Raw genomic sequence first — 24,014 nt, forward strand, 5'->3', positions numbered from 1 at the left:
CTCCGGGAGTTTGAAGAATTGGACGAGGCATGATTTGCGCCCGAACTTGGGGCGTCCCGGAACGCATCTCAGCCTGAGCGTTCGGTCACCGGAAAGATATAGGCAGCCGCATCATGAAGACAATCAGACCACCCGGACAATCGTCCCCCTGCGAAGATGCGGCAGGAGGCGGCGCATGTCGCCGAGACTCACAGCCACGCAGCCGGCCGTCGGCTCATAGCCCGGCCGGATGAGATGGAAGAAAATCGCCGAACCGCGATTGCGCGCCCGGCAGGAGATGTTCCAGTCCATCACCAGGCAGATATCGTAGAGCCCGTCGCTGCGCCGCATCTCCTCGTGGCCAGCGCCGAACGGCGCCCTGACGAGGCGGTTGTAGTTGGCATTGCCGGACTGATCGCACCAGAGCATATCGGCACGGATCCGGCGGATGGGAAGCGAAGTGACAAGCCGGCCATTCCGCTCGCCGCGCCGGAAGCCTGATATCAGCTTCATCGATGTGATCGGAGTGGCGCCGTCGCCCTCGCGTTTTGTCACGGTGCGGCCGGAGCGGCCGATGGCAGCCGGAACAGTGATTGTGCCAATGCGCACGATCGCCCGACTCTTCTTTCCCGGCGCCGGGCGCACCACGACCGTGGACGGCTTCATCCCCCGGCTCCGCCTTGCTTTTTCCATTTTTCTCGCATGTCTTGCATTGCTTGAGGCTTTAATTGAAATCATATGAAAACCTGCCCGGCAACAGCACCGCCGGCCGATCCTTGCCAAACCCGCAATTTGGCGTAGGACTAGGGGACCTAACATGAGGACGCAACGGCATGACCGCACGCACCATTCTTCTGGTGGATGACGACGAGGACCTTCGACAGACGCTGACGGAGCAACTGTCGCTTTACGAGGAATTCACGGTTCTGCAGGAAGCCAACGCCGGCAAGGGTGTGGCGACCGCCCGTTCGACGCCGGTCGACCTCTTGATCATGGATGTCGGCCTGCCTGATATGGACGGCCGCGAAGCGGTGAAGCTCCTGCGCAAGGGCGGCTTCAAGGCGCCGATTATCATGTTGACCGGACACGATACCGATTCCGACACGATCCTCGGCCTTGAGGCCGGTGCCAACGACTATGTCACCAAGCCCTTCCGCTTCGCCGTGCTGCTTGCGCGCATCCGCGTGCAGCTGCGCCAGCACGAGCAGAGCGAGGACGCGACCTTCACCGTCGGCCCCTATCTCTTCAAGCCGAGCCAGAAGCTGCTCACCACCGACAACGGCCAGAAGATCCGCCTGACGGAAAAGGAAGCGGCGATCATCCGCTACCTCTACCGCGCCGAACAGAAGGTCGTCACCCGCGACGTGCTTCTCGAAGAGGTCTGGGGCTATAATTCCGGCGTCACCACGCATACGCTGGAAACCCATGTCTACCGGCTGCGCCAGAAGATCGAGCGCGATCCCTCCAATGCCGAAATCCTGGTGACGGAAAACGGCGGCTACAAGATCATACCCTAGAGCATCTCGGTTTCTCCGAATCACGGAAATGCTCTATCTCTCTGTTTTCACGCAGTTCCGCACCCAAACGGCTACGCAGTTTTGTTGGAATTGCTCTAAGGCGAAAAGCCCGCATGGCGCTGACGGACGATATTCACCTGCTCTCGCAGCTTCCGCTGTTCAAGGACATGAGCGAGGACCAGCTGCGACTGATTGCCTTCGGCGCCGACCGGCGCATGATCGCCGCCGGCCAGATGCTGTTTCGCCAGGGCGCGCCGGCCGAGAGCGCCTATGTCGTCTTGAGCGGCAGCCTGGAACTCCGCACGACGAGCAGCGACGGCATGCAGCGGGCTGATGCCGTTGCCGGCCCCGGCACGCTGATTTCCGAGCTGGCGCTGGTGACGCTGGTCGAGCGCAAGTTCACCGCGATCGCGCGCGAAGACACCAGCATCATCCGCATCACCCGCGCCCTCTTCCATCGGCTGATCGAGGAATATCCGGACGCGGCTCGGCTGATCGAAAACCGCATCCGCGACAATCTCGCCGAGCTCGCGGCCAAGGCCGCAAGCCAGTTCCATCGATTCAGCTGATCGGCGTCACAGATCGAAATGCGCCGTCACCGGCACATGGTCGGAGGGCCGATCCCAGCCGCGCGCTTCCTTCAGGATTTCGATCCGCTTCAGGTGCGGCCCGAGATCCGATGAGGACCAGATGTGGTCGAGCCGGCGGCCGCGGTCGGCCGCTTCCCAGTCCTTGGCACGGTAGCTCCACCAGGTATAGAGCTTCTCGCTGGCCGGTACGTGCTGGCGCATGAGATCGAGCCAGGCGCCGCGCTTCATCACCTCGAGCAACCCGTCGGTTTCGACGGGCGTGTGGCTGACGACCTTCAGCAGCTGCTTGTGCGACCAGACGTCGTGTTCGAGCGGCGCGATGTTGAGGTCACCCACCAGGATGGCCGAGGTATTGGCCTCGCCATTGGCCTTCAAGAGCTTCATCTCCTCGATGAAATCGAGTTTATGGCCGAATTTCGGATTGATCGTCCGGTCCGGCTCGTCGCCGCCGGCCGGGACGTAGAAATTATGCAGCCGGATGCGGCGATTGCCGCGTTCGAAGATCGCCGATATGTGGCGGGCGTCGCCGACGCCGCAATAATCCTGCCGGTGGTCTTCGGTCAGCGGAATGCGCGAGGCGATCGCCACGCCGTGATAACCCTTCTGACCGTGAATGATGATGTGCTCATAGCCCATGGCCCGCAACGGCGCGGCAGGAAAGAGCTCGTTCGGCACCTTGGTTTCCTGCAGGCAGAGAATATCGGGCCTGTGCTTGAGAACGAGCTGCTCGACGATCGGCATGCGCAGCCGCACCGAATTGATATTCCAGGTGGTAATCGAAAAGCCCATGCGGCAAGCCCTTTCACGCTTTCATGAAAGGGCTTTAGAACAAAGGCGGACTGGAGGGAACCGGGGCGCGTGCAAAAGCGCCAGGAGATCAACCGAAAAGGCTCAGTCGCGCGATTGCGGCGTGCCGGGAATGCTCTCATAGGGAACCCGGAAGACGCGATCGTCGAACTGCACGCCTGTTTTGACGTTGAAAATCATCACCGAGGTGTCCTTGCCCTGATTGTCGGTGATCGTCCACTGACGCAGGTCATAGGTTTTCGGGTCGAACATCATGGTGATGGTCGAGTTTCCGAACACCGTATTGTTGCCGAGCGCGATCGTCGTCAGATCCGACTCTTCCTTGACGCCCTTCACCATGCCGGCCGACAGGTCGATACGCTGCGCCAGCAGCAGGCTGAGCGGGGTCTTGGAGAGCGGATAGAGATCCCAGGTCTTGAGCTTGGTATTGCCGATGGCGACATTCTTGCCGTCGGCGATTACCCGCATCGGCGACGGGTCGTCATAGTTGAAACGCAGCTTGCCGGGGCGCTGGATGAAAAATTTGCCGCCGGTCTGCTCGCCGCGCGGGCCGAACTGCACGAATTCGCCTTGCATCGTCTTGACGCCGGAGAAGTGGTCGGCAATCGCCTGCGCCGTGCCGGAGGCGGGCGCCGCCGCCTGCGCGAGAGCACCGAAGGGAATGGCGCTTGCCATCGCAGCCACGCAGAAAGCGCCGAGAAGATCGCGCCGCGTCATCGTCAGGCCGGAGAGGAAGGAATCGGAGTTACGCATCTAAATCTCCTTTATGCGATCTGCATGCTGCCGAAAGGCGGCGTCTTCAAGGCATTGCGATCGGCCCGCGAGAGGTAACGGATTTGCTGCGATCGGGTTTCCGCAAAAGCGGCCATATCTGAAATATATCGCTGTTATCTCAGCGGTCGAGGATGTCGTCTTCTGTGGGAACGAGGATTTCGCGTTTGCCGGCATGGTTGGCCGGCCCGATGATGCCCTCCTTCTCCATCCGCTCGATCAGCGAAGCGGCGCGGTTGTAGCCGATGCCGAGCCGGCGCTGGACATAGGAGGTCGAGGCCTTGCCGTCACGCAACACGACGGCGACGGCCTGATCATAGGGATCTTCCGAATCCGAAAGGTTCGACGTGCCGGCAGGGCCGCCGCCACCGCCGCCATAATCGCCATCCTCGTCATCATCGGCGGTGATCGCATCGAGATATTGCGGCGAGCCCTGCGTCTTCAGGTAGGAGACGATCTCTTCGACCTCGACATCCGAGACGAACGGGCCGTGCACGCGCTGGATACGCCCGCCGCCCGCCATGTAGAGCATGTCGCCCATGCCGAGCAGCTGTTCGGCGCCCTGTTCGCCGAGAATGGTGCGGCTGTCGATCTTCGAGGTGACCTGGAAGGAGATGCGGGTCGGGAAGTTCGCCTTGATCGTGCCGGTGATGACATCGACCGACGGGCGCTGCGTCGCCATGATCACATGAATACCGGCGGCACGCGCCATCTGCGCCAGACGCTGGACGGCGCCTTCGATATCCTTGCCGGCGACCATCATCAGGTCGGCCATTTCGTCGATGATGACGACGATATAGGGCATCGGCCTGAGGTCGAACTCCTCGGTCTCGTACATTGCTTCGCCGGTATGGCGGTCGAAGCCGGTCTGCACCGTGCGCGAGATCGCCTCGCCCTTGGACAAGGCCTGCTCGACGCGGGTGTTGAAGCCGTCGATATTGCGCACGCCGATCTTCGACATCTTCTTGTAGCGCTCTTCCATCTCGCGCACGGTCCATTTCAGCGCGACGACGGCCTTCTTCGGATCGGTGACGACAGGCGAAAGCAGATGCGGAATGCCGTCATAGACGGAGAGTTCGAGCATCTTCGGGTCGATCATGATCAGCCGGCACTGTTCCGGCGTCATGCGATAGAGCAGCGACAGGATCATCGTGTTGATGGCGACCGATTTGCCCGAGCCGGTGGTGCCGGCGACGAGCAGGTGCGGCATCTTGGCGAGGTCGGCGATGACGGCTTCGCCGCCGATCGTCTTGCCGAGCGCCATGGCAAGCTTGGCCTTGCTACCGTCGAAATCGCGTGAGGCGATCAATTCGCGCAGAAAAACGGTCTCGCGCGTCTGGTTCGGCAGTTCGATGCCGATCGCGTTGCGGCCCGGCACGACGGCGACGCGGGCGGCAATGGCGCTCATCGAGCGGGCGATATCGTCGGCAAGGCCGATGACGCGCGACGACTTGATGCCGGGCGCCGGCTCCAGTTCGTAAAGAGTGACGACGGGGCCGGGGCGGACGTGAATGATCTCACCCTTGACGCCGAAATCCTCGAGGACGCCCTCAAGCATACGGGCATTCTGCTCCAGCGCGTCGGCCGATAGCGTCGAATCGCGCACCACGTTCCTCGGTTCGGCGAGCAGGTGCATCGACGGCAGCTGAAAACCCTCGGGCCGAATGAACGAACCCTGCGCCTCACGCTCGACACGGGCACCGGGTTTGGGCCGTGCGGCCGCGGGCACGACGCGAGGCTCCGGCTTGCCTGCGGCTTTCGCCGGTGCGCGGATCATCCAGTCGTCGTCATCGTCGTCAGGCAGGATATCGGCCGGGCGCGGCGGCATGTCGGTATCGAAAGGCGGATCGTCGTCCTCATCCTCGTCGTCGATGGAAAGCGACGGTGCGGTGACGACGCGCCGCGGCGAAGCCGCCCTTGCCCCCATTGATGGCTCCATCGACGGTTCCATGCGCTCGCCGCGCACGGCGGGCGCCTTGGCGCGGACCGGTTCGTTCAGCGTGCCGAACTCATCATCGTTGAAATCATAGGGCGATTCGAAATCGCCCTGGCGCCGCTTGCGCGGTCCCATTCCGAAGAGCCGGCGCAGCCGCCCTTGGCTCATGTACCAGGCATGTGTCATCGCGCCGCTGAAAGCGACCCAGCGCGACTCATCCTCCTCGTCCTCCTCACCGACGACCCGCGCCCTGCTTGGCGTCTCGACGTAATCGTCCACGATTTCGTCATCCGCTTCGCTGCGGCCGACGAGGCCCGATGCAAACAGCATCATCCAGGCGGTCGGCACGGCAAAGATGCAGCCGACGACCATGGCGAAGGTGCCGGTGGGATAGGCGCCGACGAAGAGCGCGGGAAAACGCAGGATCATGTCGCCGACGACGCCGCCGATGCCGTTCGGGATCGGCCAGGTGAGCGGCGGCGGGAAACAGCCGATGACGGCAGAGGACAAAACCGAACCGGCAAGCCAGGCGCCGATGCGGGCGGGAATGCGGTTGAAGGGGCGGCCCGAAATCATCGTCAGCGCCCAGGCGACGATCGGCAGCATCGAAACGACGCTGGCAAGCCCGAGGAACTGCATGACGATATCGGCAAAGGCCGCGCCGCTGTAGCCGAGGATATTCGTCGGCAGGTTGGCGGTGGCGTAGGAATAGCTGGGATCCGCGACGTTCCATGTCGCCAGCGCCGCAACGCAGAACGCCAGCAACAGAAAGATCGCAAAGCCGATGAGCGCCTGGATCTGCCGCAGCATGAATGCCGAGAAGGAGAACCGATCCGGACGGCCATCCATCGCCGGCGACGTGCTTCTTGCCATGTGTCTAACCCGTCCAATGCCTGAGGGCAGGCGAATCACCGAAGCTTCGCCATGCCAAATGCGTCCGCTCTACCTAACCAGAGCCGGGTTAATGCGATGTTAACCATGCATGGCTGGACGCGCATTCCGAACAGGGAAACCAAAAAAGGCCCGAACCTTGAAAGGTCCGGGCCGAATGCGGTCTATGATTAGACAGGCCGCGACGGGCCGTGAAGCGGCGCCCTTCTGCCGGGCGCCGCAAACCCATTGATCAAGACGAGTGATATGCGGCTTCGCCGTGGGTCGAAAGGTCGAGACCTTCCCGCTCGGCCTCGACGCTTACGCGCAGGCCGACGACGACGTCGACGATCTTGTAGAGGATCGCCGAACCGATGCCCGACCACAGCAGCGTCGTCAGGACGCCCTTTGCCTGGTTCAGGACCTGGGTTGCAGTGCCGGCATAGGTGGCGGCGAAATCGGCCGTCGAATAGTCGACGATGCCTGCACCGCCCAGCGCCGGATTGACGAGGATACCGGTGCCGAGAGCGCCGATGATGCCGCCGATGCAATGCACGCCGAAGACGTCGAGGCTGTCGTCGTAGTTGAACTTGTTCTTCACGACGTCGACGAAGAAGTAGCAGACCGGCGAGACGATCAGGCCGAGAACGATCGAGCCCATCGGGCCGGCAAAGCCTGCCGCAGGCGTGATGGCGACGAGACCGGCGACGGCACCGGAAGCACCGCCGAGCATCGAAGCCTTGCCGCGGGCGAGGCTTTCGACGATGCACCAGGACACGGCGGCGGCAGCCGTCGCGACGAAGGTGTTGATCATGGCAAGCGATGCGTAGCCGTTGGCCTCAAGGTTGGAGCCGGCGTTGAAACCGAACCAGCCGACCCACAGCAGCGATGCTCCGACCATGGTCAGCGTCATCGAATGCGGAGCCATGATTTCCTTCTTATAGCCGGTGCGCTTGCCGAGCATGATAGCACCGACGAGACCAGCAATACCGGCATTGATGTGAACGACCGTGCCGCCGGCGAAGTCGATTGCACCGTAGGAGAAGATCAGGCCGGCCGGCGAGGTGTAGGAGCTCGGACCACCCCAGAACCAGACCATATGCGCCATCGGGAAGTAGATGAAGGTGACCCACAGCACGACGAAGAGCATGACGGCCGAGAACTTGATGCGCTCGGCGAAGGCACCGACGATGAGGCCGGGCGTGATGCAGGCGAAGGTCATCTGGAAGACGATGAAGGTGTATTCGGGAATGGCGACGCCCTTCGAGAAGGTCTCGACCAGCGACGAGGTGTTGACGCCGGCAAGGAACGCCTTGGAGAAGCCGCCGACGAAGCTGTTCAGCGAGCCGCCATCGGTGAAGGCGAGCGAATAGCCGTAGGTTACCCAGAGCAGCGACACGACGGCCGTGATCATGAAGACCTGCATCAGCACGGAGAGCATGTTCTTGGCGCGGACGAGGCCGCCATAGAAGAGCGCGAGGCCCGGGATGGTCATCAGCAGGACGAGCGCCGAGGAGACGAGCATCCAGGTGTTGTCACCCTTGTCCATCGTCAGAGCAGGAGCGGCGGCGGCAGCAGCGGCAGGCGCAGCCTCCTGGGCAAAAGCGACCGCCGGCGCCAGAAGCGCAGCCGTTGCTGCGCAAACCCGCGCAAAGGTGGAGGAAAACTTCGAGATTGACATTGAAAAAAGCTCCTTGGTCTGCCGTTCTTTACAGCGCTTCTGAATCGGTTTCGCCCGTACGGATGCGCACGGCATGGTCGATCGAATAGACAAAAATCTTGCCGTCACCGATCTGGCCGGTCTTGGCCGACGCCGCGATGGCTTCGACGGCCCGGTCGACAAGTTCGGATGCGACGGCGATTTCGATCTTGAGCTTCGGCAGGAAGCTGACCGCGTATTCGGTGCCGCGGTAGATTTCGGTATGCCCCTTCTGGCGCCCGTAGCCCTTCACTTCGGTCACGGTCAGGCCCTGAATGCCGATCGCCGTAAGCGCTTCGCGGACCTCATCGAGCTTGAACGGCTTAATAATAGCCATCACAATTTTCATCTGGTTTTCCCATCCTTCGTTATCCTCGGCGCGGAGCCGACTCTCCTTGCCGCTGACGTTCCTGAACAGCGACCGGCGATATACATTCAAAGGACGTGCCAGATTCGCGGCTCGATATAAGTTATTGAAAAATATAGGTTAAATAAGATGGCGCCAATAAAGAGGCAGATGATTGACCATCAAGCGCACAAATAATGCCCAAAATTCGAAATATGCCTATTATTTATTCATTTGCCTTTTTACGAATCAAACCTTCCTGGGCGACCGAGGCGACGAGCAATCCCGACCGGGTAAACAGGCTGCCGCGTGTCAACCCCCTGGCGCCGGAAGCCGACGGGCTATCCTGCGTATAGAGCAGCCAGTCGTCGAGCCTGCAGGGCCGATGGAACCACATGGAGTGATCGAGGCTCGCCACCTGCAGGCTCTGATCGAAGATCGACGTGCCATGCGCATAAAGCGACGTATCGAGCAGCGTCATGTCCGAGAGATAGGCGAGGACTGCCGCCTGATAGCGCCGATCGTCGGGAACCGGCCCGGTCGCCCGCACCCAGACATCCTGTCTGGGATCGAGCTTCCTGTCGGAGAAATAATGGGTCAGCGAAACAGGGCGGATCTCGATCGGCCGCTCGCGCTGCCAGTATGCCCGGATCGCCTCCGGCGCATGTGCGAGATACTGCTCCTTGATCTGCTGCTCGCCGAGCAGCGCCTCCGGCATCTGCACCTCGGGCATGGCGATCTGGTGGTCGAAGCCCGGCTCTTCCAGCTGGAAAGAGGCCGACAGCGCGAAGATCGCGCGGCCGTGCTGGATCGCGACGACACGCCTGGTATTGAAGCTCGATCCATCGCGGATGCGCTCCACCTGATAGATGATCGGCACTGCGGGATCGCCAGGCCGCATGAAATAGGCATGCAGCGAATGGACGAAACGCTCAGCCTCGATGGTGCGCTGCGCCGCCATCAGCGCCTGGCCGATCACCTGCCCGCCGAAGACCCGCTGCCAGCCGGCCTGAGGGCTGCGGCCGCGGAAGATGTCGACCTCGATCGGCTCCAGGTCGAGCGTCGCAAGCAGCCTCTCCATCGCCGAAGACCCTGGTGTTTCGCGCGTCATTTTGTATGCCTCCCGGCGGTAGGAAGTGAAGTGGCGATGATCTATATAGATCACATCTGAGGCACAAGGTACGGGAGCGGCGTGATGCTTGATATGCTGGTTGTGGGCGGGGGCTATGTCGGCCTTTCCGCTGCCGTTGCGGTCAAGCAGGCAGCCCCGCATCTGAAAGTCTCGGTGGTCGAGGCCGCACCCGAGCATGCGTGGAAAGGCGACGGGCGCGCTTCCGCCGTCATCGCCGCCGCGGTGAAGATGCTCGAAATCTTCGGCATCTGGAACGAGATCGAGCCGGAAGCTCAGCCGATCACCAAGATGATCGTCACCGATTCGAGAACCTCCGACCCGGTGCGCCCGGTTTTCCTGACATTCGACGGCGAAGTGGCCGAAGGCCGGCCGTTCGCACACATGGTCCCGAACGTCGCCATGGTCGCAGCTCTGCGCGGCGCTTGCGAACGGCTCGGCATCGACATCCGCCACGGACTCGGCGCGACGGAGCTCAAGACTGAGGACAGCCATGCCACCGTCATGCTTTCGGACGGCAGCATGCTGGAAACCCGTCTGGTCGTTGCCTGCGACGGCGTGCGCTCGAAGCTGCGCGACCTCGCCGGCATCAGGACCGTCACCTGGGACTACGGCCAGTCCGGCATCGTCGCGACCGTCGAACATGAGCGGCCGCATGAGGGCTGCGCCGAGGAGCATTTCCTGCCGGCCGGCCCCTTCGCCATCCTGCCGCTCAGGAACAACCGCTCCTCGCTGGTCTGGACCGAGCGCACGCATGATGCCGACCGGCTGGTCGCCGCCGACGAGCTGGTCTTCGAAGAAGAGCTGGAACGCCGTTTCGGCCACAAGCTCGGGGCGCTGAAGGTAATCGGCGACAAGCGCGCCTTTCCACTCGGCCTGACGCTTGCCCGCGCCTTCGTCGCCCCGCGTTTCGCACTCGCCGGCGACGCCGCCCACGGCATCCATCCGATTTCAGGACAAGGTTTGAACCTCGGCTTCAAGGATGTGGCGGCGCTGGCCGAAACCGTCGTGGAAGCCGATCGTCTCGGCCTCGATATCGGTTCGATCAACATTCTCGAGCGCTACCAAACCTGGCGGCGCTTCGACACTTTCCGCATGGGTGTGACGACCGACGTGCTGAACCGGCTCTTCTCCAACGACGCAATGCCGATCCGCGTCGCCCGCGATGTCGGTCTCGGCATTGTCGACCGGCTGCCGCGCCTCAAATCCTTCTTCATCGGCCAGGCGGCCGGAACGACGGCGAAGAACAACCCCCGCCTGCTGGCCGGCCAGACGATTTAAAGCGCGTCGCGTCAAATATGATTCATGCGACGCGCTTAGCCCCTTGTTTTGATGCATGTCGTTATCCCGGAACCGCTGCACACTTCCGGGCGACATGCATTAGAGACAATGATGAAAAGCCCTATTCGTCGAGGCGCCGCGCCTCGGACACCAGCATGATCGGGATGCCGTCGCGGATCGGATAGGCAAGGCGCGCCTTTTCCGAAACGAGCTCATTATGCTCGCGGTCATAGGAAAGCCGGCCCTTGGAGAGCGGGCAGACCAGGAGCTCCAACAGTTTCGGATCGACGCGGCTCAGTTTTTCGTCCATGGCCGAAGTTTACTGCAGAACCGTGTCGGAGTCACCGAAGACCCGCGCCAACACGATTTCGGTAATGGCGATCAGCGTCTCGGCTCGCGTCTTCAAATCGGGCGCCTCCAAGAGAGCCTGTTTTTCGGCCGGTCCGAACGGCGACATCATGGCGAGCGAATTGACCAGCGTCAGATTGCTCGCCCTCTCGACGCTCTCCCAGTCGGCTTCCAGCTTGTTGGCATCGAGATAGGCTTTGAAGGCGGTGAGCAGAGCTGTGCGATCGACCGCCTCCTCCTCGTTCTCCGCCGAGAGGTCGGCGATGAAGGGCGCGATCCGGAAGGTGCGGAAGGGATCGCTGGTCCCCTTCTCCTCCAGCAGCCGGAAGCGGCAGACGCCGGTCAGCGACACAATATAGCGCCCGTCGCCGGTCTCGGCGAAGGAGGTGATTCGCCCGAGGCAGCCGACGGTGGCGAGGCTGGGTTCGTGCCCCTTGTCCTCATGTTCGCCGAGCGCCGGCTGCACCATGCCGATCAGCCGGTTTCCGGCAAGCGCTGCATCCAGCATCGCCAGATAGCGCGGCTCGAAGATGTTGAGGGGAAGCTGTCCGGCCGGCAAGAGGAGGGCCCCGGGCAACGGGAAGACGGCGATGGCATCGGGCAGATCGCCCGGCTTCAGGTATCTGGCATTACCGACTTGCATGAAACCGTCCCGCATTCTTGTAAACGGGCATGCCCGTTCTGACGAGAATGTGGTGCCCCCGCCCGAAAACGCAAGGGCCGATATTCTAATCTTAGGAGAACAGCATCGCCGAAAGCTTGCGGCGGGCGGCAACCGTCGCCGGATCCTTGAAACCCCAGACCTCGAAGAACTGCAATAGCTGGCGGCGCGCGCCATCATCCTCGAAGCTGCGGTCCTTGCGCATGATCTGAAGCAGATGTTCGGCCGCCTCGTGGCGCCGGCCTTCGACATTGAGGATCTTGGCGAGCTTCAGCCGCGCTTCGTGATTGTCTGGATTGGCAGCCAGATCACGCTCGAGCGCTACGGGATCGCCGAGCTTGCGCGCCTCCTCGATGTGGTCGAGCTTCTTCAAGACCGCCTGGATGCCGGCATCTCTAGCGAGCTCCTCCGGCAGATCGGTCAGTGTTTCGCGCGCCCGCTCATGCTGGTTTGCGGCGATCATGCACTCGGCCATTCCGGCAAGCGCCTTGGCATTCTGGGGATCGGCCTGCATGACGGCGCCGTAAAGCTGCGCGGCCTCGTTGAGGTTGCCGGCGGCAAGCAGCTCCGCCGCTTCCGTCAGGACAGCCTCGATTTCGGCCGCCTCATCGGCGCCGGCCGGTCCGGCGATCCGGTCGATGAACTGGGTGATCTGGCTTTCCGGCACCGCACCCATGAAACCGTCGGCCGGGCGGCCGTTGACGAAGGCGATGACGGCGGGGATAGACTGGATGCCGAGCTGGCCGGCAATCGAGGGATGGTCGTCAATGTTCATCTTGACCAGCCTGACGCGGCCCTTGGCCTCGTTGACAACCTTCTCCAAGACCGGTGTCAGTTGCTTGCACGGACCGCACCAAGGCGCCCAGAAATCGACCAGCACCGGCTGTTTGCGCGATTCCTCGATGACGTCCTTGCCGAAATTCGCCGTCGTCGTGTCAGTGATATAGCTGCCGGCCGCCGCCGGCGCGGGCTGAGCGCCGAAGCTTGCCGTTGCCGACATCTGATTTCCGAAGGAACCGTTATAGGGGTTGTTGCTGCCGCTCATAGGTATCTCCCGCCGCGCCGATCCTGCCGGCATCATTGTAGCGCTAAAATCGTATGTCAGGACGTCACTTTCAAGACAAGCGGCTTATGGCCTGTCGCCTCCATGAAACGGACGAGGTCGCCGCTTGCAATCGATGTGGTCGCATCGTTGGCGAGCGGATGGCAGTTGACGACCTCTTCAGCCATCAGATCGGCATCGAGCACGAAGGTGACATTTCCTGCCGTATCGTTGATCGCACCGAAGGCGGTGACCGCGCCGGGAATGACGCCGAGATACTCCATGAGCTTCTCGGCCCTGCCGAAGGAGACCCGGCCGGAGCCGCCGATGATGGTATGCACCTGCTTGAGGTCGACCTCGGCATTCTCCTCCACGGTCAGGAGAAAATACCTGTCCTTCTTGTCCTTGATGAAAAGATTCTTGGTGTGGCCGCCGGGAATCTCGTCGCGCAGCGCAACCGATTCGGCCACGGTGAAAACAGGCGCGTGATCGACCGTCTTATGGGCGATGCCGAGCCCGTCGAGGAAGGTAAACAGATCGTCTTTCGTCTTGGGCATGTTTTCGGGCATCGGGCAATCCGTTGATGGCGAGGAAAAGCGAGGCGTCCTGATTAAGTCCGTGCACATCATTTGGCAATCTTCGCCACCGACGCCCTGCCCCACATTTGCGGCCTTTCCGCCGACCTCATGCGACCGCACCAATTTTTCTTCGTCTCTTCGTCATTTCCCTGTTGCATTTGAAAATCCGTTAGGCCATATAGCGCCCGTCGCCACGAGGCGGCGCCCACGGTCCAACGACTACCCCGGACCGGTGCGGATTGAGCGGGTGTAGCTCAGGGGTAGAGCACAACCTTGCCAAGGTTGGGGTCGAGGGTTCGAATCCCTTCGCCCGCTCCAGTTTTCCCAACTTCATACCGAAGACACAGTAACAAACTGTCCTTGTGACATGGATGACAACCTCGTTTCGAACGGGTCTTACGCCGAACGCTTGTCGCTGCCTGCTCTCCGCATAGTGGCGTCAGTAACCTGATAGCGATGTCCTTTCCGTTCGTGAGATCGGCTATTCGGCCTAACGCATCAAGCTCCAGAAGCCATGCTTCTTTCCATGCTGACGGATCAGTTCGTTGACGTAAGCGTCGTGGGGTTGGGTCTTGCCGAAATCGTCGATATGAGGCGCAAGCGACGCGCATTCCGCTAGATGACGCGCGGCATGCCTGTAACGGCTGGATCGGCCGTAATCGAGGGCGAAACCGATCATCGACCGCAGCACGATGGTTGCTGCGAGCGGGTGTTTCTCCTGCAGCATTTCGGCGACCGGAGTCATCAGTTCATGGAGGTCGCCGTCCAGTTCCGCCTGGCGCCTGGAGACGAGTTTGGCTGCCTCGGCAGCTGCGGGCCAGGAGAGGAAAAATGCCAGGGCTCGATGAACATCGGGAAAGCCGTGTGCGAAGGCGAAGGCTTTCGCCTCGGCCTCGATGTCGTCGAAGTCGGCGAGCTTTCGCAGGAAAGCGCGAAGGTGCTCCCCGTTCAGCGACTCCTCGAAGCATTGCCATCGATAGGCCTGCACTTCCTCCCCCCGTCCGAGCGCGTCGAGCGCTTCAGCGCGGGCGTCCTGCCATTCAAAAGGCATTTCGACCTGTCCCCGGTGATCGGCGCCTTCCAAAATCCTCAATGCTTCCTCGGCGCGTCCAGCCAAGAGCAAGCGGTCGGAAATCGCGGTCGCGACCATCGGCGCCCTCAAGGTCTCTTCCGGCTGCTGGGCGATAAAGGCATCGACATCATCCTGGGCATCGGCAATGTCCTGCAAAGCGATGCGTGCCGTCAGTCGCCGATGCTTGGCATGGATCTCGTCCTGGTAGATCGGTCCGCTGCCGCCCCAGCCGAGAATTTTCCGGTCGGCGTCGGCAGGCCTCTCCTCCGGTTCGTTCGACCATTGCACCAGCAGGTCCTTCAAACGTTCCAGGCCGTCCTTGCCCAGCGCCGGAACCATCTCGGCGATCAACGGGTCGTATTGGCCGTAGTCATTATCCTGCAGGGCAGTGAAGACCTTGTCGGCGAGGACATCGATACCGATACCCGCGGACCTGGCGATGACGGCGGCATCGGCGCACGCCTGGTGGAATGTCTCGATGAAGGCCGTGTCGCTGCTGTTGGATCGGTGGAATATCGAATCGGCAACGGCGAGGAATTGCCAGATGAGATCGAACGCTTCCTTCGGATCGTCGGCGGCCACGGCGGTGACGATCGCGGATCGTTGCGTTTCGAGGTCCGCATTGACGGTTTTTACCTTATGCCATTCGATGACGCTCTGCGCCCGTGCGATGCTGCCGAGGCGCTTGCGGATCTCACGCGCGACCTCGGTGCTGCCCTGATTGCCGGCCAGTTCCATGCGAAGCCGCCGTTTATGGGCGGCACTGCCGGTGCTGATTTCGATCAGCAGTTCGGCGAGACGTTGTGCACCGAGAGCTTCCAGGTTCTTCGCGTTGAGAGTCGTCTTTGCTGCCATGGGTCACCGCTGTCGTTTCGCGCCGACCCTAACCCGGTATTCAAATCAGTCCAAGGTGCCGAGGGCGGAGGCGCAAGTATACCGCATCGCGAATTCGTATGACTTTATCGGCGGTTAGTCTCGCCGAATCATGGCCGTTAGCCAAAAAATAACGCTGCCTCGTAACGACTCCTAAAGCCCGCTTTGGCACTTTGTTGCCGATCGATATTTGCTTCCAAATTTTTCGGCTGGGGTTGGTTATGAGTCACACTAAGGACGCCTGGGTCAGCCAGCGCGCTTATTCGCTGTGGGAATCGGAAGGCCGGCCGGAGGGGCGCGGGGAAAGCCATTGGGCGCAGGCGCTCAAGGAATTCGAGCAGATGGAGCTGACAAGGGCTTCGCCCGACGGAAACGACCTCATCGAGAAGCTGAAGGCAGCCGGGCGGCTGATGCGGGTTGCGCCCCCTGCCGAGAACGACCTGCAGCTGAAAGCGGCGCGTTAGGCGATTGTCAATTCCCCGTGCGGCAAAATAGTCAGCGGCAATCCAGGCGCATGATCCGCCTTGCCGGCAGTCGTCTTGCGACTTCGATGCAACTCTTCCCAAATTTACCGGCGAGCTGCCCAGCTGAGGCCGCGCCGCAGGATCAGCGGCATGTAGGGATGGTCGAATTCGGCCGCGACATGGCCGAGAGCGGAATAGAAGATGCGGCCGGCGCCGAAATGGCGCTTGAAGACGACCGGCATCACGACATTGCGGGCAGCCGGATCGTATGCGCCGGTGAAGGTGGTGGTCGCCAGGATTTCGACCGTGGGATCGTAATGCAGATAATACTGCTCCGAACGGTAGTCGAAGTCGGGAATGCCCTCCATGACTGGATCGTCCTGCCGCGTGACGGCGACCCGGAAGTCGATAATGTTGCCGGGATGGGCGACCCAGGTGACGCCGGAGACATAGCGGAAAGGCGCGCTATCCTTGAAGGAGGTGGCAAGCGCGCCGTGATGGCCGGCAAGCCCGAGTCCGCCGCGCACTGCTTCGACCAGGGCCGCGGCATGCGGCTTTTCCAGCGTTTCGCCGGTGATGATCGGCACCAGCAGATCGGCTTTCGCGAGCGTCGGAGATCCGAAGATGCCGAGATCGCCGGTCACCTCGACCGCAAAGCCGTCCTCGCGCAAGAGATCGGCGACGATATGGGCGCATTGCTCCGGCTCATGGCCCTGCCAGCCGCCCCAGACGACCAATGCCTTCCTCATTCACGCGCTCCCTGGCTGATTGCTGCGGACCGTTGCACATGAGCCCTTAAAACGGGCGGTTATGCAAATCACGCGAATAATTTACGAATCGCCGTCCGGCACAAATCGTACGGGGCGCGCCGGGCGGTTTGGCATTTGACCGATTGCCATTCACGCCTGTCGCAGTTCCTTCTTTTTATTGCCGTGTATCTCGTCTAGGTTTCTCCCGTCTTTTCAGAAACAACAAGGGTGGTGCATGGCAGGTGAAACGGTTCTTGTGGTCGGCGGCGCCGGTTATATCGGCTCGCATACGTGCCTCGACCTGGCGAACAAGGGCTACAAGCCTGTCGTCTTCGATAATTTTTCCAACGGCCATCGCGAGTTCGTCAAATGGGGGCCGGCCGAGGAAGGCGATATTCGCGATCGCGCCCGGCTGGACGAGGTCCTAGCCAAGCACAAGCCGGCGGCAATTCTGCATTTCGCGGCGCTGATCGAGGTCGGCGAATCGGTCAAGGATCCGATTTCCTTCTATGAGAACAATGTGATCGGCACCTTGACGCTGCTTTCGGCGGCGCAGGCCGCCGGCATCAACGCCTTCGTCTTCTCCTCCACCTGCGCCACCTACGGCCTGCCGCAGAGCGTGCCGCTCGACGAGACGCACCGGCAGGTACCGATCAACCCTTATGGGCGGACGAAATATATCGTCGAACAGGCGCTTGCCGATTACGACCAGTATAAGAGCCTGCGCTCGGTGGTGCTGCGCTATTTCAATGCCGCCGGCGCCGATTTCGAAGGCCGGATCGGCGAATGGCATCAGCCGGAGACGCATGCGATCCCGCTGGCGATCGATGCCGCGCTCGGCCGCCGCCAGGGCTTCAAGGTGTTCGGCAGCGATTACGAGACGCGCGACGGCACCTGCGTGCGCGATTATATCCACGTGCTGGATCTTGCCGATGCGCATGTGCGTGCCGTCGAATATCTCTTGAAGGGCGGAAAGTCCGTGGCGCTCAACCTCGGCACCGGCACCGGCACGACCGTCAAGGAATTGCTCGGCGCGATCGAGGACGTGTCGAACCGGCCGTTCCCGGTCGAATATATCGGCCGTCGCGAGGGCGATTCGCATACGCTGGTCGCCAATAACGACAAGGCGCGCGACGTGCTCGGCTGGGTGCCGCAATATGATCTGTCCGAGATCATCCGCTCCGCCTGGAACTGGCATGCCAAAACCAACCAGCATTGAAAAGGGCGCTAGGCCGAACGTCCTGCTGATCACGGCCGACCAATGGCGCGGCGATTGTCTGTCGGCCGCCGGGCATGCGTGTGTGAAAACGCCAAATATCGATGCGCTGGCGCGTGAAGGCACGCTGTTTCAGCGGCACTATGCCGGGGCGGCACCCTGCTCACCGGCGCGGGCGACGCTTTATACCGGCCTCTATCAGATGAACCACCGCGTCTGCCGCAACGGTACGCCGCTCGACTCCCGTTTCGATAATCTGGCGCTGGCGGCCCGGCGGGCGGGGTACGACCCGACGCTGTTTGGATATACCGATACGGCGCCCGATGCACGCGGCATGGATTCCAATGATCCGCACCTGACGACCTATGAAGGTGTGCTGCCTGGCTTCACCGCCCGCCAGCTTCTGCCCGAGCATGAGAGACAGTGGCTCTCCTGGCTGAGGTCGCGCGGCCACGCCGATGCAATCAGCCGCGACATCCATATTCCCGTCGGTGCGCAGGCCGGTGAAATTTCCGATGCGGCGCCGGCCTATTCCCGCGACGAGACCCAGACCGCTTTCCTGGCCGGCGAATTCATCCGCTGGATGAGCGAGCGGGACGGGCCGTGGTTTGCGCATGTCTCTTTTTTGCGTCCGCATCCGCCATTCTCTGTCCCAGAACCGTTCAACCGAATGTTCGGGCCGGGTGACGGACCGGCTTTTGCACGTGCGGCAAACGCCCAAGCGGAAGAGGGCAGTCACCCCTATCTCGCCTATGCCATGCCGCGCTCCGACAAAAGCAGCTTCGTCTATGGTGCAACGGGGCCGCTCAGCGGCTGGAACTCCGAGGACTTTGCGGCGATCCGGGCGATCTATTATGGCATGATAGCGGAGGTGGACGCGCAGCTCGGCCGCATCTGGCAGGCTCTGAAGGGTGCGGGCGCCTGGGAGAATAGTTCATCGCCCTCACTTCCGATCACGCCGAGATGGCGGGCGATCACTGGACGCTCGGCAAGGGCGGTTTCTTCGACGGCAGCTATCATGTTCCGCTTGTTATCCGTGATCCCGCAAGCGGTGCCGCAGGCGGGATCGTCGACGATTTCACCAGCGCCGCGGATATTTTTCCGACTTTGTGCCAAAAGCTCGGTATCGAGGCGAAAAACGGGCTCGACGGCCGGTCGCTCATGTCGTTCGTCAACGGCGGGAGCGAGCCGGGATGGCGGGATGCGGCATTCTGGGAATTCGATTTCCGGGATATCGCCGCCGGCGAGGCGGAACGGCATTTCGGACTGCGGTCCAACCAATGCAATCTCGCGGTGATCCGCGATGCGCGGTTCAAATATGTGCATTTTACCGGCTTGCCGCCGCTGCTCTTCAATCTCCGCGACGATCCGATGGAGCTCGACAACGTCGCGGCTGATCCGGCCTATGCGGCCACCCGGCTTGAATATGCCGAAAAACTGCTGTCGCTGAGGGCAAGGCATCTGGATCAGACGCTTGCCTATACCGAGTTGACGGAAAAAGGGCCGGTGACGCGCCGGCCCTGACGCGTTTTAGCCGAGATAATCACGCTTGCCGATCGGCGCGCCCTGATTGCGCAGGATGGCGTGGGCGGTCGCGACGTGGAAATAGAAGTTTGGCAACGCGAAGGTGGTGACATATTCATCACCCGGAAGCACGATACCGCTCTTGCCCGGCAGGGTGATCTGGCGGCCTTCCACGCCTTCCAGCGCCTGCGGGGAAAATGTGGCGAGATAGGCTTCGGTCTTTGCCAGGCGCTCGCGCAACTCGTCGAACGTCGTCTCATTGTCTTCGAATTTCGGGGCGTCGGTGCCGGTCAGCCGAGCCAGGGTGAATTTGGCGCTGTCGCTGGCGCGCTGAAATTGGCCGGAAAGCGGCAGCATGTCCGGCGCAAGGCGCGCAGCGACCAATATCGCGGGATCGACGTTCTTCTCCCTTGCATAGGCTTCGGCCTTGTCGAGATAGGTTTTCAGGCTGGCCAGGCCGCGCTGAAACATCGGAACGGTGAGGCGATAAATCGAAATGGACATCTGTCCTGTCTCCAAAATCTGCAAGTAATCAGGCCGCAGCGAGTGATCGAAGGCGCCTGCGGCGGTCCACCTGTCTTCGACCCCGTCATAGATGGAGGCTCCCTTCGTCTTCCGCAATGCAGCGAATGCAGGTGCCGGGGCATAAGGCCTGTGGCATTGCGTGCCCGGTCCATCTCGTCGCCGCTAAAGAGGCTTGACGCCGCTCCCAGAAAATGGAATGAATATTCCGAAGAACAAATTTTACGGTTTGTTTGTTCCGTTTTGCGGAACGCCGCGGGAGAGGCGGCGCGAGCGAATGGCGGCTTCAGGGCAGATGCCCGGGGCTCCGGCGTGAGGAGGGTGCAGCCGGGCACCGTTTGTGGAGGAAGTAAAATGAAAAAGTTTATCCTGGGCACTGCGATGGCGCTCGTCATGTCGACGGCCGCCCACGCGGAAACGGTCGGCGTGTCGATGGCAAAATTCGACGACAACTTCCTGACCGTTCTTCGCAACGGCATGACCGATTATGCCAAGACGCTGAACGGCGTCACCCTGCAGGTCGAAGACGCGCAGAACGACGTTTCCAAGCAGCAGAGCCAGATCCAGAATTTCATCGCCTCCAAGGTCGATGCGATCATCGTCAACCCTGTCGATACCGATGCGACGACGGCGATGTCGAAGCTCGCCGCCGATGCCGGCATTCCACTGGTTTACGTCAACCGCCAGCCGGTCAACGTCGACACGCTGCCGGACAAGCAGGCCTTCGTCGCATCCAACGAGCAGGAATCCGGCACGCTGGAAACCAAGGAAATTTGCCGCATTCTTGGCGGCAAGGGCAAGGCCGTCGTCATCATGGGTGAGCTTTCCAACCAGGCGGCGCGCATGCGCACCCAGGACATCCATGACGTCGTCAAGACAGATGAGTGCAAGGGCATCGAGATCGTCGAAGAGCAGACGGCCAATTGGGACCGCACGCAGGGCGCCGACCTGATGACCAACTGGCTCTCCAGCGGCATCGAGTTCGACGCAGTCATCTCCAATAACGACGAAATGGCGATCGGGGCCATCCAGGCGCTGAAGGCAGCCGGCAAGGATATGAGCAAGGTCGTCATCGGCGGCGTCGACGCCACACAGGACGCGCTGGCCGCCATGCAGGCAGGTGATCTCGACGTCACCGTTTTCCAGGATGCCGCCGGCCAGGGCAAGGGCGCGCTCGATACCGCCCTTAAGCTTGCCAAGGGCGAAAAGGTCGAGAAGAAGGTCTACATTCCCTTCCAGCTCGTCACGCCTGAAAACGTCAAGGACTTCGTCGCCAAGAACTGAGACGAGTGCCAAGCAGGATGCGGGCTCAGCCCGCATCCTTTCCGCCTGTCCGTATCCGGAGGAGATGATATGGCCGTCAGCCCGACAACCATGGCCGCCGTGCGCGCAAGCGGCGCAGTTCCGAATGCGGAATATCTGTTGAGCGCCGAAGGCGTTCGCAAGGAGTTTCCCGGCGTCGTCGCACTCGACGACGTACAGTTCCGGCTGAAGCGCGCCTCCGTGCATGCGCTGATGGGCGAAAACGGCGCCGGCAAATCGACATTGATGAAGATCCTGGCCGGCATCTACACGCCCGATAAAGGCGATATCCGCCTGAAAGGCATCGAAATCCAGCTGAAATCTCCGCTCGACGCGCTGGAGAACGGCATTGCCATGATCCATCAGGAACTGAACCTGATGCCGTTCATGACGGTCGCGGAAAATATCTGGATCCGTCGCGAGCCGAAGAACCGCTTCGGCTTCGTCGATCACGGCGTGATGCATCGCATGACCGAAGAACTGTTTGACCGGCTCAATATATCAATCGATCCCGATATCGAGGTCCGGTATCTCTCGGTCGCCAACCGCCAGATGGTCGAGATCGCCAAGGCGGTTTCCTATAATTCCGACGTGCTGATCATGGACGAGCCGACCTCGGCGCTGACGGAGCGCGAGGTCGAGCATCTTTTTCGCATTATCCGTGACCTCAGGTCGCAGGGCATCGGCATCGTCTACATCACCCACAAGATGAACGAGCTTTTCGAGATCGCCGACGAATTTTCGGTGTTCCGCGACGGCCGCTATATCGGCACGCATGCATCGACCGACGTCACTCGCGACGACATCATCCGCATGATGGTCGGGCGCGAGATCACTCAGATGTTCCCCAAGGAAGAGGTGCCGATCGGCGAGGTCGTGCTCTCCGTCAAGGATCTCTGCCTCAACGGCGTCTTCAAGAACGTCTCCTTCGAGGTAAGGGCGGGTGAGATCCTCGGGGTGGCCGGCCTGGTCGGTTCCGGGCGGTCGAATGTCGCCGAAACGCTCTTCGGCGTAACGCCGGCAAGCGCGGGCTCGATCGAGCTTTACGGCAAGCCGGTGACGATTTCTTCGCCGACCGAGGCCATCCGCAACCGGATGGCGTTCCTCACCGAGGACCGCAAGGATACGGGCTGTCTGCTGATCCTCGATATTCTCGAGAACATGCAGATCGCCGTTCTCCAGGACAGATATGTCAAGGGCGGCTTCGTGCAGCAGGGCGCGATCGAGGCGACCTGCGAAGACATGGCAAAGAAGCTGCGGGTGAAGACGCCCAATCTCTACGAGCGGGCGGAAAATCTTTCGGGCGGCAATCAGCAGAAGGTGCTGATCGGCCGCTGGCTGCTCACCAATCCGCGAATCCTGATCCTCGACGAGCCGACGCGCGGCATCGATGTCGGCGCCAAGGCGGAAATTCACCGGCTGGTCACCGAAATGGCGCGAAACGGCGTGGCAGTCATCATGATCTCGTCCGAGATGCCCGAGGTTCTCGGGATGAGCGACCGCATCATGGTCATGCATGAGGGACGCGTGACCGGTTTCCTCAATCGCGATGAAGCAACGCAGATCAAGGTGATGGAGCTGGCTGCGCAGTGATGCGCCGTCTGCAATCGCCCAAGGGAGGTTTGACATGAGTACCAAGGCAGCAGAGGGCGCGGCTCCGCTCGCAACCCGGCAACGGCGGCGGCGCTTACCGACCGAGCTCAGCATTTTCCTCGTGCTCGTCGGCATTGCACTCATCTATGAAGCGCTCGGCTGGATGTTCATCGGCCAAAGCTTCCTGATGAATTCGCAGCGTCTGACGATCATGATCCTGCAGGTCTCCGTCATCGGCATCATCGCCGTCGGCGTCACGCAGGTCATCATCACGGGCGGTATCGATCTTTCATCCGGCTCCGTCGTCGGCATGACCGCGATGATCGCGACAAGCTTCGCCCAGTCCTCCACCTGGGGACGGGCAGTCTTCCCCTCGCTGACCGATCTGCCGGCTCTCGTGCCGATCATGGTCGGCCTGCTGATCGGGGCGGCTGCAGGTCTGGCGAATGGCGCACTCATCGCCTACACGAAAATCCCGCCCTTCATCGCAACGCTCGGCATGTTCGTGTCGGCCAGAGGCGTCGCGAAGTGGTACACCAAGGGACAACCGGTTTCCGGGGTCACCGAGCAGTTTCACTTCATCGGCACCAAGGCCTGGCCGGTCGTCGTCTTCCTGGTCGTCGCGCTGATCTTCCATATTGCGCTGCGCTACACACGCTACGGAAAGTTCACTTATGCCATAGGCGCCAACCCGCAGGCGGCGCGCGTCTCCGGCATCAACATCGAGGCGCATCTCGTCAAGGTTTATGTGATCGCCGGATTGCTCGCCGGCCTTGCCGGCATCGTCACGGCGGCACGCGCGGAAACCGCGCAGGCCAGCATGGGCGTCGGATATGAGCTCGATGCGATTGCCGCGACCGTCATCGGCGGCACCTCGCTCACCGGCGGCGTCGGCCGCATCACCGGCACCGTCATCGGCACCATCATCCTGGGCGTCATGACATCGGGCTTCACCTTCTTGAGGATCGATGCCTATTACCAGGAGATCGTCAAAGGCTTCATCATCGTCGCGGCTGTTGTGATCGACGTCTACAGACAGAAGAAGCGCCGCAAGCACTGATCTCTGCCGGCATCATGCATGATTTACGGGGGCTTCGGCCCCCTTTGCGTTTTCGCGCCGATGGCCGATTTTCAAAAAAGAGATG

At 61.5% G+C, this 24,014-nt stretch carries 22 protein-coding genes, 1 tRNA gene and 1 pseudogene; 10 read left to right on the top strand and 14 right to left on the bottom strand.

Annotated features, from left to right (window positions below):
* Nucleotides 1–123: 123 nt before the first annotated feature.
* Nucleotides 124–645, bottom strand: a complete 522-nt coding sequence (locus A7X77_RS16040; protein ID WP_064683857.1) for a L,D-transpeptidase family protein — start codon at nucleotides 643–645, stop codon at nucleotides 124–126.
* A 167-nt stretch (nucleotides 646–812) separates the two neighbouring features.
* Between A7X77_RS16040 and A7X77_RS16045 the strand changes: the two genes are divergently transcribed.
* Together A7X77_RS16045 and A7X77_RS16050 are read left to right on the top strand one after the other, a co-directional pair.
* A complete protein-coding gene (locus tag A7X77_RS16045) occupies nucleotides 813–1,496 on the top strand; it encodes a response regulator transcription factor (RefSeq protein WP_011427159.1) in 684 nt (227 codons plus the stop codon).
* A 113-nt stretch (nucleotides 1,497–1,609) separates the two neighbouring features.
* Entirely contained in the window at nucleotides 1,610–2,065 is a 456-nt protein-coding gene (locus A7X77_RS16050) for a cyclic nucleotide-binding domain-containing protein (protein ID WP_064683858.1), read from the top strand.
* A gap of 6 nt (nucleotides 2,066–2,071) precedes the next feature.
* On the opposite strand, the gene A7X77_RS16055 is transcribed toward A7X77_RS16050, so the two are convergent.
* The 6 genes from A7X77_RS16055 to tesB form a co-directional block, all read right to left on the bottom strand.
* Nucleotides 2,072–2,875: an exodeoxyribonuclease III gene (locus tag A7X77_RS16055; protein ID WP_064683859.1), complete on the bottom strand. Its 804-nt coding sequence runs from the start codon at nucleotides 2,873–2,875 to the stop codon at nucleotides 2,072–2,074.
* A 102-nt stretch (nucleotides 2,876–2,977) separates the two neighbouring features.
* Nucleotides 2,978–3,646 (bottom strand): outer membrane lipoprotein carrier protein LolA, encoded by a 669-nt coding sequence (locus tag A7X77_RS16060; protein WP_064683860.1) that lies wholly within the window; start codon nucleotides 3,644–3,646, stop codon nucleotides 2,978–2,980.
* A gap of 139 nt (nucleotides 3,647–3,785) precedes the next feature.
* A complete protein-coding gene (locus A7X77_RS16065; RefSeq protein ID WP_064683861.1) occupies nucleotides 3,786–6,473 on the bottom strand; it encodes an FtsK/SpoIIIE family DNA translocase in 2,688 nt (895 codons plus the stop codon).
* Between the two features lie 250 nt (nucleotides 6,474–6,723).
* The gene (locus tag A7X77_RS16070; protein ID WP_064683862.1) at nucleotides 6,724–8,151 is read right to left on the bottom strand and encodes an ammonium transporter; all 1,428 of its coding nucleotides are present in this window, start codon (nucleotides 8,149–8,151) and stop codon (nucleotides 6,724–6,726) included.
* A gap of 28 nt (nucleotides 8,152–8,179) precedes the next feature.
* Nucleotides 8,180–8,518: a P-II family nitrogen regulator gene (locus tag A7X77_RS16075; RefSeq protein WP_007632398.1), complete on the bottom strand. Its 339-nt coding sequence runs from the start codon at nucleotides 8,516–8,518 to the stop codon at nucleotides 8,180–8,182.
* 223 nt (nucleotides 8,519–8,741) lie between these two features.
* A complete protein-coding gene (tesB, locus tag A7X77_RS16080) occupies nucleotides 8,742–9,626 on the bottom strand; it encodes an acyl-CoA thioesterase II (RefSeq protein ID WP_064683863.1) in 885 nt (294 codons plus the stop codon).
* Between the two features lie 84 nt (nucleotides 9,627–9,710).
* Between tesB and A7X77_RS16085 the strand changes: the two genes are divergently transcribed.
* A complete protein-coding gene (locus A7X77_RS16085) occupies nucleotides 9,711–10,925 on the top strand; it encodes a ubiquinone biosynthesis hydroxylase (protein WP_064683864.1) in 1,215 nt (404 codons plus the stop codon).
* Between the two features lie 121 nt (nucleotides 10,926–11,046).
* On the opposite strand, the gene A7X77_RS16090 is transcribed toward A7X77_RS16085, so the two are convergent.
* The 4 genes from A7X77_RS16090 to A7X77_RS16105 form a co-directional block, all read right to left on the bottom strand.
* Nucleotides 11,047–11,235 (bottom strand): Trm112 family protein, encoded by a 189-nt coding sequence (locus A7X77_RS16090; RefSeq protein ID WP_010034724.1) that lies wholly within the window; start codon nucleotides 11,233–11,235, stop codon nucleotides 11,047–11,049.
* A gap of 9 nt (nucleotides 11,236–11,244) precedes the next feature.
* Complete coding sequence (locus tag A7X77_RS16095) at nucleotides 11,245–11,931, bottom strand: LON peptidase substrate-binding domain-containing protein (protein WP_197486847.1); 687 nt, start codon at nucleotides 11,929–11,931, stop codon at nucleotides 11,245–11,247.
* 76 nt (nucleotides 11,932–12,007) lie between these two features.
* Entirely contained in the window at nucleotides 12,008–12,979 is a 972-nt protein-coding gene (gene trxA, locus A7X77_RS16100) for a thioredoxin (protein ID WP_064683865.1), read from the bottom strand.
* A 56-nt stretch (nucleotides 12,980–13,035) separates the two neighbouring features.
* Complete coding sequence (locus tag A7X77_RS16105; protein WP_082928819.1) at nucleotides 13,036–13,545, bottom strand: prolyl-tRNA synthetase associated domain-containing protein; 510 nt, start codon at nucleotides 13,543–13,545, stop codon at nucleotides 13,036–13,038.
* Nucleotides 13,546–13,797: 252 nt separating this feature from the next.
* Here A7X77_RS16105 and A7X77_RS16110 point away from each other — a divergent pair.
* A tRNA-Gly gene (locus A7X77_RS16110) sits at nucleotides 13,798–13,872 on the top strand.
* A 172-nt stretch (nucleotides 13,873–14,044) separates the two neighbouring features.
* On the opposite strand, the gene A7X77_RS16115 is transcribed toward A7X77_RS16110, so the two are convergent.
* A complete protein-coding gene (locus tag A7X77_RS16115; protein ID WP_064683867.1) occupies nucleotides 14,045–15,481 on the bottom strand; it encodes a DUF6880 family protein in 1,437 nt (478 codons plus the stop codon).
* A 239-nt stretch (nucleotides 15,482–15,720) separates the two neighbouring features.
* Between A7X77_RS16115 and A7X77_RS16120 the strand changes: the two genes are divergently transcribed.
* Nucleotides 15,721–15,963 carry a DUF2934 domain-containing protein gene (locus A7X77_RS16120; protein WP_064683868.1) on the top strand — a complete coding sequence of 81 codons (243 nt, stop codon included), beginning with the start codon at nucleotides 15,721–15,723 and terminating at the stop codon, nucleotides 15,961–15,963.
* A 104-nt stretch (nucleotides 15,964–16,067) separates the two neighbouring features.
* Here A7X77_RS16120 and A7X77_RS16125 read toward each other — a convergent pair whose 3' ends face one another.
* On the bottom strand, nucleotides 16,068–16,712 hold the full coding sequence (locus tag A7X77_RS16125) for a ThuA domain-containing protein (protein WP_064683869.1): 645 nt from the start codon (nucleotides 16,710–16,712) through the stop codon (nucleotides 16,068–16,070).
* A gap of 235 nt (nucleotides 16,713–16,947) precedes the next feature.
* Between A7X77_RS16125 and galE the strand changes: the two genes are divergently transcribed.
* Complete coding sequence (galE, locus tag A7X77_RS16130) at nucleotides 16,948–17,931, top strand: UDP-glucose 4-epimerase GalE (RefSeq protein ID WP_064683870.1); 984 nt, start codon at nucleotides 16,948–16,950, stop codon at nucleotides 17,929–17,931.
* Nucleotides 17,909–19,452 (top strand): annotated as a pseudogene (locus A7X77_RS16135) (alkaline phosphatase family protein). Before galE ends, A7X77_RS16135 begins: the two are co-directional and overlap by 23 nt.
* Nucleotides 19,453–19,458: 6 nt before the next feature.
* Here the strand turns inward: A7X77_RS16135 and A7X77_RS16140 are convergent.
* Nucleotides 19,459–19,956, bottom strand: coding sequence for a DUF1993 domain-containing protein (locus tag A7X77_RS16140; protein WP_064683871.1), 498 nt, complete (start codon nucleotides 19,954–19,956; stop codon nucleotides 19,459–19,461).
* 372 nt (nucleotides 19,957–20,328) lie between these two features.
* Here A7X77_RS16140 and A7X77_RS16145 point away from each other — a divergent pair, with 372 nt between their 5' ends.
* The 3 genes from A7X77_RS16145 to A7X77_RS16155 all read left to right on the top strand — a co-directional run bounded on the left by A7X77_RS16145 (nucleotide 20,329) and on the right by A7X77_RS16155 (nucleotide 23,929).
* Nucleotides 20,329–21,258: a sugar ABC transporter substrate-binding protein gene (locus A7X77_RS16145; protein ID WP_064683872.1), complete on the top strand. Its 930-nt coding sequence runs from the start codon at nucleotides 20,329–20,331 to the stop codon at nucleotides 21,256–21,258.
* Nucleotides 21,259–21,327: 69 nt separating this feature from the next.
* A complete protein-coding gene (locus tag A7X77_RS16150) occupies nucleotides 21,328–22,869 on the top strand; it encodes a sugar ABC transporter ATP-binding protein (RefSeq protein WP_064683873.1) in 1,542 nt (513 codons plus the stop codon).
* A gap of 34 nt (nucleotides 22,870–22,903) precedes the next feature.
* The gene (locus A7X77_RS16155; RefSeq protein ID WP_064683874.1) at nucleotides 22,904–23,929 is read left to right on the top strand and encodes an ABC transporter permease; all 1,026 of its coding nucleotides are present in this window, start codon (nucleotides 22,904–22,906) and stop codon (nucleotides 23,927–23,929) included.
* Nucleotides 23,930–24,014 lie beyond the last annotated feature (85 nt).

This window comes from Rhizobium bangladeshense (genome assembly GCF_001662075.1).
GTDB classification, from domain to species: domain Bacteria; phylum Pseudomonadota; class Alphaproteobacteria; order Rhizobiales; family Rhizobiaceae; genus Rhizobium; species Rhizobium bangladeshense_B.